General features: G+C 60.0%; 11 protein-coding genes and 1 riboswitch. Of the genes, 5 read left to right on the top strand and 6 right to left on the bottom strand.

The features are described 5' to 3' along the window. Positions 1–87: 87 nt before the first annotated feature. Genes ygfK through xdh form a run of 3 tightly spaced genes read left to right on the top strand, consistent with a single transcriptional unit; the run spans position 88 to position 6,368 of the window. Entirely contained in the window at positions 88–3,087 is a 3,000-nt protein-coding gene (ygfK, locus tag DXC67_RS08090) for a putative selenate reductase subunit YgfK (protein ID WP_117638018.1), read from the top strand. Between the two features lie 11 nt (positions 3,088–3,098). Beyond that, a complete protein-coding gene (locus tag DXC67_RS08085) occupies positions 3,099–3,578 on the top strand; it encodes a 4Fe-4S binding protein (protein WP_055252516.1) in 480 nt (159 codons plus the stop codon). A gap of 12 nt (positions 3,579–3,590) precedes the next feature. Next, a complete protein-coding gene (gene xdh / locus DXC67_RS08080) occupies positions 3,591–6,368 on the top strand; it encodes a selenium-dependent xanthine dehydrogenase (RefSeq protein WP_117638017.1) in 2,778 nt (925 codons plus the stop codon). A gap of 537 nt (positions 6,369–6,905) precedes the next feature. On the opposite strand, the gene DXC67_RS08075 is transcribed toward xdh, so the two are convergent. From DXC67_RS08075 to DXC67_RS08060, 4 genes are all read right to left on the bottom strand, one after another. Further along, positions 6,906–7,124, bottom strand: coding sequence for a hypothetical protein (locus DXC67_RS08075; RefSeq protein ID WP_117564167.1), 219 nt, complete (start codon positions 7,122–7,124; stop codon positions 6,906–6,908). A gap of 59 nt (positions 7,125–7,183) precedes the next feature. After that, positions 7,184–7,702 carry a hypothetical protein gene (locus tag DXC67_RS08070; protein WP_117638016.1) on the bottom strand — a complete coding sequence of 173 codons (519 nt, stop codon included), beginning with the start codon at positions 7,700–7,702 and terminating at the stop codon, positions 7,184–7,186. A 12-nt stretch (positions 7,703–7,714) separates the two neighbouring features. Beyond that, positions 7,715–8,170: a helix-turn-helix transcriptional regulator gene (locus tag DXC67_RS08065; RefSeq protein WP_117564169.1), complete on the bottom strand. Its 456-nt coding sequence runs from the start codon at positions 8,168–8,170 to the stop codon at positions 7,715–7,717. A gap of 572 nt (positions 8,171–8,742) precedes the next feature. Then, positions 8,743–9,165: a hypothetical protein gene (locus tag DXC67_RS08060; RefSeq protein ID WP_117564170.1), complete on the bottom strand. Its 423-nt coding sequence runs from the start codon at positions 9,163–9,165 to the stop codon at positions 8,743–8,745. An 8-nt stretch (positions 9,166–9,173) separates the two neighbouring features. Then, positions 9,174–9,264: riboswitch (SAM riboswitch) on the bottom strand. Positions 9,265–9,533: 269 nt separating this feature from the next. Here DXC67_RS08060 and DXC67_RS08055 point away from each other — a divergent pair. Continuing rightward, the gene (locus tag DXC67_RS08055) at positions 9,534–10,856 is read left to right on the top strand and encodes an ATP-binding protein (protein WP_117635330.1); all 1,323 of its coding nucleotides are present in this window, start codon (positions 9,534–9,536) and stop codon (positions 10,854–10,856) included. A 37-nt stretch (positions 10,857–10,893) separates the two neighbouring features. Here the strand turns inward: DXC67_RS08055 and DXC67_RS08050 are convergent, their stop codons facing one another. Further along, entirely contained in the window at positions 10,894–11,868 is a 975-nt protein-coding gene (locus DXC67_RS08050; RefSeq protein WP_089573551.1) for a hypothetical protein, read from the bottom strand. A gap of 123 nt (positions 11,869–11,991) precedes the next feature. Further along, the gene (locus DXC67_RS08045) at positions 11,992–12,645 is read right to left on the bottom strand and encodes a transcriptional regulator (RefSeq protein ID WP_022094290.1); all 654 of its coding nucleotides are present in this window, start codon (positions 12,643–12,645) and stop codon (positions 11,992–11,994) included. 277 nt (positions 12,646–12,922) lie between these two features. Here DXC67_RS08045 and dpaL point away from each other — a divergent pair, with 277 nt between their 5' ends. Beyond that, complete coding sequence (gene dpaL, locus DXC67_RS08040) at positions 12,923–14,137, top strand: diaminopropionate ammonia-lyase (protein ID WP_117583046.1); 1,215 nt, start codon at positions 12,923–12,925, stop codon at positions 14,135–14,137. The last annotated feature ends 79 nt before the right edge of the window (positions 14,138–14,216 follow it).

Genomic DNA, 14,216 nt, shown 5'->3' with positions numbered 1-14,216 from the left:
CCGCGGGGTCGCTGGCGCTGTGCTAGCGCTACACCGTATTTGCGCCCGCCGCGCGGTCTCGCCGGGCGTTACAGAGAGGAACTCACTATGAGCGACATCATGAGGCCGATCCCGTTTTCGCAGCTGATGAACTGGATCATCGAGGAGCATAAGACCCAGGACGCCATCTTTGGCGTGCGCAAGATGGTCACGACCAACCAGGAGGGCGCGCTTCCCATTTTTGACGAGCGCATCGAGACCCCGTTTGGCCCGGCTGCCGGCCCCAACACGCAGCTTGCCCAGAACATCGTGGCATCCTACGTGGCCGGTTCTCGTTTCTTTGAGCTCAAGACCGTCCAGGTTATGGACGGCGAGGAGCTCTCCAAGTGTGTGAACAAGCCCTGCATCGTGGCTCAGGACGAGTGCTACAACTGCGAATGGTCGACCGAGCTCGAGGTTCCGCAGGCCTTTGCCGAGTACGTGAAGGCATGGTTTGCCTGCCACCTGATCGCTCGCGAGTACGGTCTGGGCAGCCCGGACGGCTTTGTCTTCAACATGTCCGTGGGTTATGACCTCGAGGGTATTAAGAGCCCCAAGGTCGACGCCTACATCGAGGGTATGAAGGACGCCAGCGGCTCTGACGTCTGGAATGAGTGCCGCGCATGGGCGCTCGCCAACCTGGACAAGTTTGAGCATGTCGACGCCGCGTTTGTCGAGTCCATCCCGGCGCGCGTCTCCAACTCTATCACCGAGTCTACCCTGCACGGTTGCCCGCCAGCGGAGATCGAGCGCATCGCGACCTATCTGATCACCGAGAAGGGCCTCAACACCTACATCAAGTGCAACCCCACGCTGCTGGGCTATGAGTTTGCCCGCCAGCGCCTGAACGAGCTGGGCTTTGACTACATCGTCTTCGATGACACGCACTTCCGCGAGGACCTGCAGTGGGCTGACGCCGTGCCCATGTTCGAGCGCCTGATTGCCCTGTGCGCCGAGCGCGGCCTGGAGTTTGGCGTCAAGCTCACCAACACCTTCCCCGTCGACGTGACGAGGAACGAGCTGCCCTCCACCGAGATGTACATGTCGGGCCGTTCGCTGTTCTCGCTGACCATCGAGGCCGCCCGTCGCATTACCGAGCAGTTCGATGGCAAGCTGCGCATCAGCTACTCCGGCGGCGCCACGGTCTACAACATCCGTGCCCTGTATGACGCCGGCATTTGGCCCGTCACCCTGGCGACTGACGTGCTCAAGCCCGGTGGCTACGAGCGCTTTAGCCAGATGGCCGGCGAGTTTGCCGACCTGGACGGCAAGCCGTTCGCGGGTGTCTCGCTCGAGGCCGTGACCGCGATCCAGGCCGACTCGCTCACCAACCCGCTCTACAAGAAGCCGCTGCGCCCGCTGCCCGACCGCAAGGTCGCCGGCAAGAGCCCGCTTTCCGACTGCTTTACCACGCCGTGCCGCACGAGCTGCCCCATCCAGCAGGATATTCCCGCCTACCTGGCGGCTGTTGACGAGGGCCGCTACGAGGACGCGCTTAACATCATCATCGAGCGCAACGCCCTGCCGTTCATTACCGGTACCATCTGCCCGCATCCCTGCGGCCGTGCCTGCGAGCGTGCCTTCTACGAGCCCGAGGGCGCCCAGATTCGCGCCAGCAAGCTCAAGGCCGCCCGCGAGGCCATGACCACCGTGCTGCCCAAGCTGCGCGCCCAGGCCATCGCCAACGACGCCGAGCGCAACGTTGCCGTTATCGGCGGCGGCCCGGCCGGCCTGGCGACGGCGTTCTTCCTGACGCGCGCCGGCGTGCCCGTCACCATCTTCGAGGCCCGCGACTCGCTCGGCGGCGTGGTCCGTCACGTAATCCCCGAGTTCCGTATCGCCAGCGACGATATCTCCCACGATGCCGAGCTCTGCCTGGCCTTTGGCGCCAAGGTTCAGCTCAACGCCCGCGTGGAGTCCATTGACGAGCTCAAGGCCCAGGGCTTTACCGACGTGGTCGTGGCCACCGGTGCCTGGATGCCCGGCTCTGCGGGCCTGGGCGAGGGCGCCGAGCTCGATGTGTTGGAGTTCCTCGAGGCCGCCAAGAAGGGCGAGAAGCTCGAGCTGGGCGAGGACGTCGTGGTCATTGGCGCCGGCAACACCGCCATGGACGCTGCCCGCGTGGCCAAACGCCTGGCAGGTGTGAAGAACGTGCGCCTGGTGTATCGCCGCACCAAGAAGCAGATGCCCGCCGACGAGGAAGAGCTCGATCTTGCTCTTGCCGACGGCGTTGAGTTCTGCGAGCTGCTGGCGCCCAAGGCGCTCAACGGTGCCGTGCTGACCTGCGATGTTATGGAGCTTGGCGAGCCGGATGCAAGCGGCCGTCGCAGCCCCGTCGCCACGGGCGAGACCGTCGAGCTTTCCGCCACCACGGTGATCTGCGCCGTGGGCGAGGGCATCGATGCCAGCCTGTACGATGCCGCGGGCGTCGAGCACGACCGTCGCGGTCGCCTTGCCGCCACCTCCACCGGCGTCGAGGGCGTCTGGGCTGCGGGCGACTGCCGCCGCGGTCCTGCCACCGTGGTCGAGGCTATTGCCGACGCCGCCGAGGTCGCCCGTGCCATCGCCGGCGTGGACTTTAACAAGTACGCCGACTGCAACGAGCAGGCCGGCCGCGAGGACACCTGCTACGAGCGCAAGGGGTCGCTGTGCCGCGACAAGCGCAACTGCACCAAGACCCGCTGCCTGGGCTGCGGTTCGGTGTGCGAGGTTTGCTGCGACGTGTGCCCCAACCGCGCCAACGTTGCTATTAAGGTGCCGGGCCTGGCCAAGCATCAGGTGGTACATGTCGATGGCATGTGCAACGAGTGCGGCAACTGCGCCGTGTTCTGCCCCTACCAGGAGGGTCGTCCCTACAAAGACAAGCTCACCCTGTTTTGGAGCGAGCAGGACATGGAGAACTCCGAGAACGAGGGCTTCCTGGCCGTGGACGAGGATCACTTTAAGGTCCGTGTTGCCGGCACGGTCCGTACCGTCTCGGTCGATGCCGTCAACACCGGTCTGCCCGAGGCCGTCCGCCTGACCATCAAGGCCGTGCGCGACAGCTATCCGTACCTTCTTAAGAAATAGGCGAGTCTCTTATGGCCAAATCCATTCAACATAACGTGGCCTACGTTGCCTGCGGAAGCGGCTGTGCTTCCGCAGGCGGCGACGCCCGCTGCAGCGAAGGCTGCATTGGCTGTGGCGCCTGCGTCACGGCCTGCCCCCACGGCGCCATTGCGCTGGTCGATGGCATCGCCCGCGTGGATCGCTCCAAGTGTACGGGCTGTGGCCTGTGCGGCATGGCGTGCCCGCAGCGCGTGATTGCCTTCGTTCCCGGCTACCAGAACATCCTGGTGCGCTGCAACAACACCGATAAGGGCGCCATCGCCCGCAAGATCTGCGACACGAGCTGCATCGGTTGCGGCATGTGCGCCAAAAAGTGCCCTGCCGGCGCTATCCGCATCGAGGACAACTGCGCCCATATTGATGGCGCGGATTGTCTGTCGTGCGGCATGTGCGCCGTCGTCTGCCCGCATGGCGCCATCCACGACCGCACCGGCATAGCCGCCGGCGTGTAGAAGGGAATCACCATGGCACAGGAATTCACTTTTACCGTTAACGGCGTCGAGCGCACGACGACCCAAAACAAACCGTTGCTGCGCTACCTGCGCGACGACCTGCACATTCACTCCGCCAAGGACGGCTGCTCCGAGGGCGCGTGCGGTACCTGCACCATCCACGTGGACGGTGCGGCCGTCAAGGCGTGCGTGCTGACCACCGCCCTTGCCGCCGGCCGCAACATCGTGACCGTCGAGGGCCTGCCCGAGGACGTGCGCGAGGCCTTTGTGTACGCCTTTGGCGCCGTGGGTGCCGTGCAGTGCGGTTTTTGCATCCCCGGCATGGTCATGGCGGGTGCCGCGCTCATAGCCGAGGATCCCGAGCCCACCGAGGAGCAGATCAAGTACGCCATCCGCGGTAACGTCTGCCGCTGCACCGGCTACAAGAAGATCATCGAGGGCATTTCGCTGGCAGCTGCGGTGCTCCGCGGCGAAAAGCAGATCGACGAGGACCTGGAGCGCGGCGACGACTACGGCGTGGGCAAGCGCGCCTTCCGTATCGACGTGCGCAAGAAGGTGCTCGGCGAGGGCAAGTACCCCGATGACATCGACGAGCTCGATCAGCCGGGCCTGACCTATGCCAGCGCCGTGCGCTCCAAGTATCCGCGCGCCCGTGTGCTTTCCATCGACACCTCCAAGGCCGAGGCCCTGCCCGGTGTGGTGGGCATCCTGCGCGCCGAGGATGTGCCGGTCAACCAGGTCGGCCACCTTATCCAGGATTGGGACGTCATGATCGCCCAGGGCGATATCACCCGCTGCGTGGGTGACGCCATCGTGCTGGTGGTTGCCGAGGACGAGGCGACGCTCGAGAAGGCCAAGAAGCTCGTAAAGATCGATTACGAGCCGCTGAAGCCCGTGCGCAACATTGTCGAGGCCAGGGCTGCCGACGCCCCGCGTCTGCACGACAGCTTCTTTGCCTTTGGCAACACGGTGGAGCTCAAGGACAACGTGTGCCAGAGCCGTCACGTGACGCGCGGCGACGCCGCCAAGGCGCTGGCAGAGAGCGCGTTCACCGTGACGCAGCGCTTTACCACGCCCTTTACCGAGCATGCCTTCTTGGAGCCCGAGTGCGCCGTTGCCTTCCCGTACAAGAACGGCGTCAAGGTGCAGTCGACCGACCAGGGTGCCTACGACACGCGCAAAGAGTGCGCCCACATGTTTGGCTGGGACAACGAGCCCGAGCGCGTGGTCGTCGAGACCATGCTCGTGGGCGGCGGCTTTGGCGGTAAGGAGGACGTTTCGATCCAGCACCTGGCCGCGCTTGCTGCCTATAAGCTCCAACGTCCTGTGAAGTGCAAGCTCACGCGTGCCGAGTCGCTCGCTTTCCATCCCAAGCGCCATGCCATGGACGGCACCTTTACACTGGGTTGCGACGCCGAGGGCAACTTTACCGGCCTGGACTGCGAGATCAACTTTGATACCGGTGCCTACGCATCGCTGTGCGGCCCGGTGCTCGAGCGCGCCTGCACGCATGCCGTCGGTCCCTACAAGTACCAGAACACCGACATTCGCGGCTTTGGCTACTACACCAACAACCCGCCTGCCGGCGCGTACCGCGGCTTTGGCGTTTGCCAGTCCGAGTTTGCACTCGAGAGCCTCATCGACCTGCTGGCAGAGAAGGTCGGCCTGGATCCGTGGGAGATTCGCTACCGCAACGCCATCGAGCCGGGCGAGGTTTTGCCCAACGGTCAGATTGCCGACTGCTCAACGGCGCTTAAGGAGACGCTGCTTGAGGTCAAGGATGCCTACTATGCGCATCCCGGACACGCCGGTATCGCCTGCGCCATGAAGAACGCCGGTGTGGGCGTGGGCCTGCCCGATGCCGGCCGCTGCAAGATTCGCGTCGAGGATGGCCGCGCCGTGGTCTACGCCGCCACGTCCGACATCGGCCAGGGCTGCAACACGGTCTTTTTGCAGGACGTTGCCGAGGCCTGCGGTCTGCCGCTGAGCTGCATTGCCAACGGCGAGTGCTCCACCGAAAACGCTCCCGACTCCGGCACCACGTCTGGCTCGCGTCAGACGGTCGTGACCGGCGAGGCCGTGCGCGGTGCCGCCTTCCTGCTGCGCGATGCCATGGTTGGCATCGAGGCCGGCAAGCCTGCACCCGATACTCCCGTGAGTGCGCATGGCGACGGCGTCAAGATCGAGTACGACGACGGTCGCGCCTATCAGCTGCGCACGCAGGAACTCGTCGCCGGCCAGGGCATGCATCCTCAGGATCCCACGGCCGCCATCAAGGCGCTCGAGGGATGCGAGTTTGGCTACGTGTACCTGGAGCCAACCGACAAGCTGGGTGCCGACGTTCCCAACCCCAAGAGCCACATCTGCTACGGCTTCGCGACGCATGTGGTCATTTTGGACGATGATGGTCGCGTAAGCGAGGTCTATGCCGCGCACGATTCCGGCAAGGTGGTCAACCCCATCTCCATCCAGGGTCAGATCGAAGGCGGCGTGCTCATGGGTATGGGCTATGCGCTTACCGAGGATTGGCCGCTCAAGGACTGCGTGCCCCAGGCAAGGTACGGCACGCTCGGGCTGTTCCGTGCGCCCGAGATCCCGGATATCCACGCCATTTACGTGGAGAAGGACGAGCTGCTGCCCGTGGCATACGGCGGCAAGGGCATCGGCGAGATCGCAACGATCCCCACGGCGCCCGCCGTGCAGAACGCCTACCGCGCGTTTGACGGCAAGTTGCGTCCAGATCTGCCCATGGTGGATACGCCGTACAGCCGCGCCCGTCACCGCGGGTAGGGTAGAACGCGGACGCCCATTGCTGACGGGCTGTTCGCGCTCAACATCAACTGTATATGCTGCGCCTTTGGCCCCGGCTCCATCGCGAGCCGGAGCCTTTTGTTTGGAGCGGAAACTGTGTCCCGGAATAGGCGCTCAGAATGGGATGCGCTTTCCCCTTGGAGCCCTCGGCGGAGATTGCATCCCAGAATCCGCGCCTGGAATGGGACACACGATTGTCCGTGCCCGCATCCCACCATATTCGGGATGCGGGTTTCTGCGCTTTTGTGCATCAGGCAAGCAGCTGCTTTTGGCGGCTCTCCCGGGCTGCGCATCGCTTGTGATGTCGATGCGACCGACCAGAGAGTCGGCGCATTGGTCAATCGCATTACAAAAGACAGGTTTATTGAGATTGGTGAACTGACGGCCATGGCCCATACCATTGTGGTTGCCTAGATTGAAAGCTGAGATGGAAAGTGCTTTCGGACAGGAGGGCAATATCAAGCCCCACGTTCCCTGTGGGAAGTGGGGCTTTCAAGGGCTGCTAGTTAATAGTTATTAGAGGTAGCCGTTCAGCCAATCGGGCATATTGGGATCGTCAATGCTCCACGAATCTTCTTCATGCTCGCTTTCTTCCCAGTTGCTTTCGTCCCCATCGAAGAACTTGCGCCTATTACACTTGTATTTGACAACCGTGTCGCCCTCACGGCGGTATTCATTCCAGTAGTAGTTTTGCTTTCCGTATCCGTTCCATTCTTGAGTTCTGTATATGACCATGGTGTCTCCTTTTCGTTTGCGTACGCGGGGCGCACGGTGTATCAGATTTGACTACTGGGCTATGACTTGCGCAATGTGAGTTTTTTGGCGTTAATGCTCGCAAGTTCGTCGGAAGTAAAAACAAACGGGACAACCGCTTCATCCCATTCGATATTTGAGAAGGTATAACCGGCGCGCGTTACTTTGACTGTTTCTTTCCCAAAGAGTTTGCCGACTTCTGTGAGCTTGTAACCCCAGGGCTCTTTTGTCATCATTCCGCTGGAGACGAGACGCTTGTTAACTGCCTGATTCGAAAGAAGCAAGTCATGTCCGAGTCCCGTTGCAGTCTTCTTGACTCCGGTAAGGTTGACCACTGGCAAGGAGGCCTTTTCTGCTGCCTTAGCAATCGTGGCAACACCTTTGTCTGCGCCGTTGCAAATAGTTTTGAATTTAGGCGTATGGCCCGTTTTCGCGGCAATCGTAATGCTAACGATTGAACTGATTGCCACAAATACACCGATGCCAATCTGGACTTTGTGCTGCTCGAGCCACACGAGGCCTTTGTTCTTTGCGGGCAGATCAGTGTTTTCCGACTCCAATTTCTGTACACCTCATTTCTTGATTGATTTTGCAAGTTGATATGCAAGAGAGCCCAATGCCGGAATCAATGCCGATGAAGCGGGGATTAGGGCGGCGGTGAGAGCGGTTGCTCCAACTATGGCGCTCTGCTTAGTAGCTGCCTCTTGTTGTGTCCCCTTCTCATCCCCTTCTTTAAGGGCATTTTGCATCTTCTCTAGTTTGGGTGCTACTGGTTGGTCAACGAATAGCTGAATTATTTTTGCCAGATCCTCGTTTCCGCTGACGGCGATTTCGTTGTTGAATACCGCCCTGATGGCGAGATAGTGCATCTTCGTCATCTGCGTTTTACCCGTCTCAAGGCTGCTGACGGTTTGCTTTGTTATGCCTAGTTCGTTCGCAAGCCGTTCGCCACTCCAGCCCGCCGCCTTGCGAATGGTTGACAGGTGAGCTTGGAGCCTGCTGACTAGTTCATCATCCGTTGAAGTCATTTCTGCCTCACATATAGTAAAGAATCCTTATTACTGTCAGATATTATATACCCAGTCAGAAATTTAGCAATTACTAAGTGAGTCTTAGTTTATTCGGTTGGCTCCTGAATCTCCTCAGTTTTAAACTGAATTGAAAACGATACCGACGCCGGCGTCTTGTTCTCATGTTTTAAAGGTATGGGCAGGTATTGTTCGACAGACGATGGCCTCGATGCCGATTTCATGCATCCCCTCAGGGGTCATCCGTCCAGGAACCTGTTTTCCATCGTTGCGTGGTCAGCGAGACGTGCAAGGAGCACATCGACCGTATGGGCGGCTGTTATTTCTGCACAGTTGAGAGGGCATCTTGGAAGACGTGTCCATGGCGATTTTGGGAGACGCTAACCGCTTGGATTATAGTGGACGGTCGGTCTTAGAGGCCTATGGGTGGGAGATGTTGTTTCACTTGCCAACGACCGGCCGGGGTCTGGCTTAACCGACGTGGAACGTGATTGCACCATCTGGTAGCAAGTCGAGTTGCAGATGAGTACACCCGATCGTGTGGAATAAGGCTTCAGGAGCGCTCCGCCTGTTTACACCCCCGCAATCCCGCGCGCGGCACTCAGCAGCTCATACTCCCTCTGGCTCCACTGGTGCAGCTTGGCAGCCTCGACGGCATCACGACACAAGTCCAAAAACACCTCGGCGCCCTCGCAGAAGCACTCACGGGCAAAGTCACCCGAGCCGCTTGCGACGCACGAGCCGTCGGCAAAGAGCTTCCAGCTGGACGACTCGCGCGAGTCGTCTCCGAGCAGCTTGATCTGTAGCACGTGCGGGTCGCCGGCAACGCAGAGCTCTTCCTCGAGCACCTGCACGGTAAAGCGCATCTGGTGGGAGAGGCTGCTCTTGACCATGGCCGAGGCATAGCCGTTCGGCTTGTCCAGAAGATGCATTCGTTTTGGCTTGGCTACCAGGTTGTGGAAGTTGCGCTCACTGCGCACGGAGAAATTGTCCATACGGACTCCTTTCATCGATGTTGGCAGGGCCACCGTGCCTCTTGGCCGGTTGGCGTCGGGATCGTGGAGCCAACTCTCTACCCCGACTCTGGATAAAACGCGCCCGCTCCTTGCTGGCACGATGGAGTCTATCAGCGCGCGCGGACACAAATCAAGCGCCGCCTGCGAAATGATGTGCAGACGGCGCTTGATTTCGCCGGCTGCTGTTAGGCTTAAATCCGAAAAAGTGTCGAAATATCCCGTGTAAAAGTACGGAAAAGTGTCGTAATACACACTTCAAAATCTCGAAAAAGTGTCGAAATGAGCATCTAGCAACCACGGAAAAGTGTATCCTAGTGCTAAAACAGCACGTAATAAGGGGTGCGCTTATGCTACAGAGAAAAGCGAAAGCACAGTTTGAATCTTGGCTTGCCTCGTCGCCTAACAAGGCTCTTTTGGTCAAGGGCGCCCGACAGGTAGGAAAGTCATATTTGGTCAACGTCTTTGCAAATGAATCGTTCGAAAATGTCGTGACGTTCGACCTTATCGCCGACGCGTCCGTGCGCGATTCGTTTTTGGCGGCGAAAAGTGCGGATGATCTGCTTATGCGTATGTCTATTGCTGCAACGCAGCCGATGGTTGCGAACAAGACCGTTGTGGTTATCGACGAGGTGCAGCGATGCCCCAACGTGGTGACGTTTATCAAATATCTGGTCCAGCGCGGCGACTTTCGATACATCCTTACCGGATCGCTCCTTGGCGTTGAGCTCGAGGGCATCGATTCCCTGCCGGTGGGGTATGTCGAGCAGGTCCAGATGTACCCGCTCGACTTTGAGGAGTTTTGCTGGGCAAATGGCGTTGGTGCCAGCGTGTTTGACATGCTCAGGGGCTGTCTAAAGAATGAGGGGGAGCTTCCCGGCTATCTGTATGACCGCTTGCTCGATCTGTTCCATCAGTATGTGGTGGTGGGAGGCATGCCCGACGCGGTCAATTCCTTCTTGGCGACGCGCAATGTCGACGAGGTTCGAAACATCCACCGCGATCTTCACGCCCTGTATCGCGATGACATCGCAAAGTACGCTCCGCCCGAGCTGCGCTTGGTTATTCGCGATATCTATGATCTGATTCCCAGCGAGGCCGGTTCCAAAAACAAGCGATTCAAACTGTCATCGATTAACGGTGTCAAACGTTTTTCGCAGGTGACAGATCATTTCCTCTGGCTATCGGAGGCGGGTGTCGCGCTTCCTGTGTATAACGTAACGGCGCCCGTGGCACCCCTTTTATTGGGGGAGCAACGAAATCTGTTTAAGCTGTTTTACTTGGACACCGGAATGCTTATGTCGTCGTATTCCAAAAGGGTCGCCCAAGGCGTTTTTGATGGGGAGGCAGAAGGCCCCTTTGGCATGAATATGGGGGCGGCATTCGAGGGCTTCGTTGCCCAAGAGCTCAAAGCCCACGGATTTAGATTGCGCTACTTTACGTCCAAAAAGGTCGGTGAGCTCGATTTTGTGGAAGAGACGTTCGATGGGGAAGTGCTCGCCATCGAGGTCAAATCGGGCAAGAGTTTTAAGTCCCACGCGGCGCTCGATAACGCACTGGCAACGAAGGGCTACGGAATCGATCGCGCCCTGGTACTTGCGGAATGTAATCTTCACCGCGATGGTGACGTGCTGTATCTGCCCATCTTTATGGCAGGGCTTTTGGAGCCGTAACGTGCCGCCGACTCTTCCGACCCTCCCTTAGCCCTCGCTACTCGTCGTCCCCGTCGTTGGGGTCGCCCTTGAGGGTGTTGATGTCCAGATACTCGTTATCGTCCTCTTTTTGCTGGGTCTCCGACTCCGCTTGGGTGGGGCCGGAGAACAGCCGGAATCCCTCAAACGCAATGACACCGAGCAGGGCAATGACAATGGCGATAAAGGCAACCTTGACTGCCTGCGGAAATTCCGAGAAACGCAGCGCCTTTTCCTCGGCGTAATAATCGGCGAAGCGTTCTTCGCCTGTGCTTTTGGTATACACCGGCGCGGACGCGGCCTCCGGGTCATATTCCGGTGCAGGCGTGGCAGCGTACGGATCGTTGAGATAATCGCTCGATGCGGTGCCATAATCCTCGGTCTCGATGCGACCGTTGCCAGCATAGCCATCGGAATAATCGGAAAATGCCGTACCGCTCTCATAGTCCGCGGCACTCGTGTTGGCGGCAAAAAGCGGGTTAACTGGAACGTCGAGCGCCGGCATGCCGGTAGAGGTCTCATCCAGATCGGTTGCAGCCCAGGAATCGTAGGCAACCTGATGGGCAACGGGCTCATCGAGCCTTGTGACCGGAGGCTTGCGTGCCGCAGGAACAGGCAACTGCTGGGCGCTGTACATAACGGTGCTGTCGGCCGATTTGCCCTGCGTCGCTGCAGCGAGAAATGCCGCCGTTTCGGACGGGTCGCTTGCGGGGCGGGGAGCGGGCGTGGTCGCCGAAGTGAGTGCGGGCGTCGAAACAGGCGACTGCGCAGGAGTCGGCGCAGATGCGGGCTTAGGCGCAAGTGCGGGATTGAGGCTTGACGGACGAGCCCCGCCGCCCATGAGTTCGTCGGCGGTCCACGGGCGATCATTCATCACGTCGTCAAGGCTCAGCGAAAACAGGTCGTCTTCACCCTCATCGAACATGCGGTGCACATGTCCACCAATTGCCGGAATCAATCCGCGACCGGTGCATGATGCCTTGCTCAACGCCATTCTGTTCCACCCTTTCGAAATACTAATGACATCGATTATATGGAACTTTCCAAGCGGCTCGGTCTTGGATTCATGCTTTCCAGAACTCGCGCCCAAAAGGGGAGGGGCAATCCAGGTGAGTGCCTACTTGTCGCCTGCTGCCGCCTTGGCCTCATTGAGGTAGCTATAGAAGCTGTATTTGGAGATGCCAAAGAACTCGCAGGCGCGCTCGCTCGACTTGGAAATGAGGAAGGCGCCGCGACGGTCGAGGTAGCCGATGGCACGAATGCGCTCGTCTTTGGTCATGAGCGCCGCGGGCTTGCCCACAAACTGCTCGCACTCGTGCAGCAGGTCCTCGAGCAGGTCGCCGATGTTCTTGGTAATGGGCTCGGGCTCGGTGTAGCCCGTGCCGCCGGTGCCGGTAAAGGCATCGAGCGAGCGCTCAAAAGCCTTCATGAGCGTAATGTCAAAGTTGATGCCCAAAATGCCGACGGGCTTGCCCTCGTCGTTGCGGATAAAGATGGTCGAGGACTTGAGCAGCTTGCCGTCGGTGGTTTTGGTGAGGTACGGCTCGCGGTCGTGCACGTCGGTGGTGCCCTCGTGCATGGACTCAAACACAATATGGCTGGGGCCGTCACCCAGTTTGCGCCCGCTGACGTGGCCGTTTTCGATCACCACGATGGAGTGGTCCACGTCCTCGGTCTCCAGATCGTGGACGACGACTTCGCAGTTGGGGCCAAATTGGAGCGCCAGGCCGTGTGCAAGGCGCTTGTAGAACTCAATCTGTGCGGGGGTCATGGGTGCCTTCCTAAAAATTAGTTTGGGCTCACTGTGCCATAAACCCCACTTGTTCGCAAATAACGAAATCGTCGCTGTGTTATGTGACCGTTCGGCGGCGAAAAGGTACCGATTACGGCAACAAACAATTTGTTAGGTTTTCCAATCAAAAAGTGTGATAGAACAGTGCTAACAAACTTTTTGTTTGGCATCCACATAAAAGTTCAGCCGTGTGAATGGGATCGGGCTGAAACGCGTATGCGGGGGCCGGCAAGAGAGAACTTAAGGAGTTCACCGTATGGCCGATAAGATCCAGTGGGCGGGCAACACGATGCCCAAGAGCGATGACAAGCACTTGGGAATCATGAGCCTCGACCACGTGAAGAAGGCCCGCGCCTTCCACCAGTCGTTCCCCCAGTACACCGTTACTCCGCTTGCCCGCCTGGACGGCCAGGCCGCGCGCCTGGGCCTGTCCAACCTGTGCGTTAAGGACGAGAGCTATCGCTTTGGCCTCAACGCCTTTAAGGTCCTGGGCGGCTCGTTTGCCATGGCCAACTATATTGCCGACGAGACCGGCAAGGACGTTGCCGACTGCACCTTCGATTACCTGACCTCCGATCAGCTGGCCGAGGACTTTGGCCAGGCTACCTTCTTTACCGCCACCGATGGCAACCATGGCCGCGGCGTGGCGTGGGCTGCCAACAAGCTGGGCCAGAAGGCCGTCGTGCACATGCCCAAGGGTTCTACCAAGCCCCGCTTCGATAACATCGCCGCCGAGGGCGCCACGGTGACCATCGAAGAGGTCAACTACGACGAGTGCGTGCGCATGGCCGCCGCCGAGGCCGACGCCTGCGAGCGCGGCGTCATCGTTCAGGACACCGCCTGGGAGGGCTACGAGAAAATCCCGTCTTGGATCATGGAGGGCTACGGCACCATGGCTTCCGAGGCTGCCGAGCAGCTGCGCGAGATGGCCATCAACCGCCCGACGCACGTCTTTGTCCAGGCTGGCGTAGGCTCGCTCGCCGGCGCCGTGGTGGGCTACTTCACCAACCTGTATCCCGATAACCCGCCCACCTTCGTCGTGGTCGAGTGCGCACCTGCCGCCTGCCTGTACAAGGGCGCTGCCGCCGGCGACGGCGATCCGCGCATCGTGGACGGCGACATGCCCTCCATCATGGCCGGCCTGTGCTGCGGCGAGCCCAACATTCTGGGCTGGGATATCCTGCGCAACCACACCACCGCCTTCGTGTCCTGCCCCGACTGGGTCACCGCTCGCGGCATGCGCACCCTGGGCGCTCCCGAGAAGGGCGACCCGCGCGTCATCTCCGGCGAGTCCGGCGCAGTGACCACCGGCCTGGTCGAGACCCTCATGCTCGATCCCGAGTACGCCGAGCTCAAGGAGCTCATCGGCCTGGACAAGACGAGCTCCGTGCTCTGCTTCTCCACCGAGGGCGACACCGATCCGGATCAGTACCGTCGCATCGTCTGGGAAGGCGAGTATCCGACCTGCTAGCAGACTGACCTGTCCGGAGGCAGCCGGAGGACTTTACTCCCTGCTCGGACAGTCCTGCTCGCACGGAGAGCACATTAAG

Source organism: Collinsella sp. TF07-1, assembly GCF_003437235.1.
Lineage (GTDB): Bacteria > Actinomycetota > Coriobacteriia > Coriobacteriales > Coriobacteriaceae > Collinsella.
This window is presented reverse-complemented; position numbering and strand designations above follow the sequence as displayed.

Coding starts and splice junctions, on each gene's coding strand:
- DXC67_RS08055 (WP_117635330.1), top strand. CDS start 9,534: ATGCTACAGAGAAAAGCGAAAGCACAGTTTGAATCTTGGCTTGCCTCG.
- dpaL (WP_117583046.1), top strand. CDS start 12,923: ATGGCCGATAAGATCCAGTGGGCGGGCAACACGATGCCCAAGAGCGAT.
- xdh (WP_117638017.1), top strand. CDS start 3,591: ATGGCACAGGAATTCACTTTTACCGTTAACGGCGTCGAGCGCACGACG.
- ygfK (WP_117638018.1), top strand. CDS start 88: ATGAGCGACATCATGAGGCCGATCCCGTTTTCGCAGCTGATGAACTGG.
- DXC67_RS08085 (WP_055252516.1), top strand. CDS start 3,099: ATGGCCAAATCCATTCAACATAACGTGGCCTACGTTGCCTGCGGAAGC.
- DXC67_RS08065 (WP_117564169.1), bottom strand. CDS start 8,170: ATGACTTCAACGGATGATGAACTAGTCAGCAGGCTCCAAGCTCACCTG.
- DXC67_RS08060 (WP_117564170.1), bottom strand. CDS start 9,165: ATGGACAATTTCTCCGTGCGCAGTGAGCGCAACTTCCACAACCTGGTA.
- DXC67_RS08045 (WP_022094290.1), bottom strand. CDS start 12,645: ATGACCCCCGCACAGATTGAGTTCTACAAGCGCCTTGCACACGGCCTG.
- DXC67_RS08075 (WP_117564167.1), bottom strand. CDS start 7,124: ATGGTCATATACAGAACTCAAGAATGGAACGGATACGGAAAGCAAAAC.
- DXC67_RS08050 (WP_089573551.1), bottom strand. CDS start 11,868: ATGGCGTTGAGCAAGGCATCATGCACCGGTCGCGGATTGATTCCGGCA.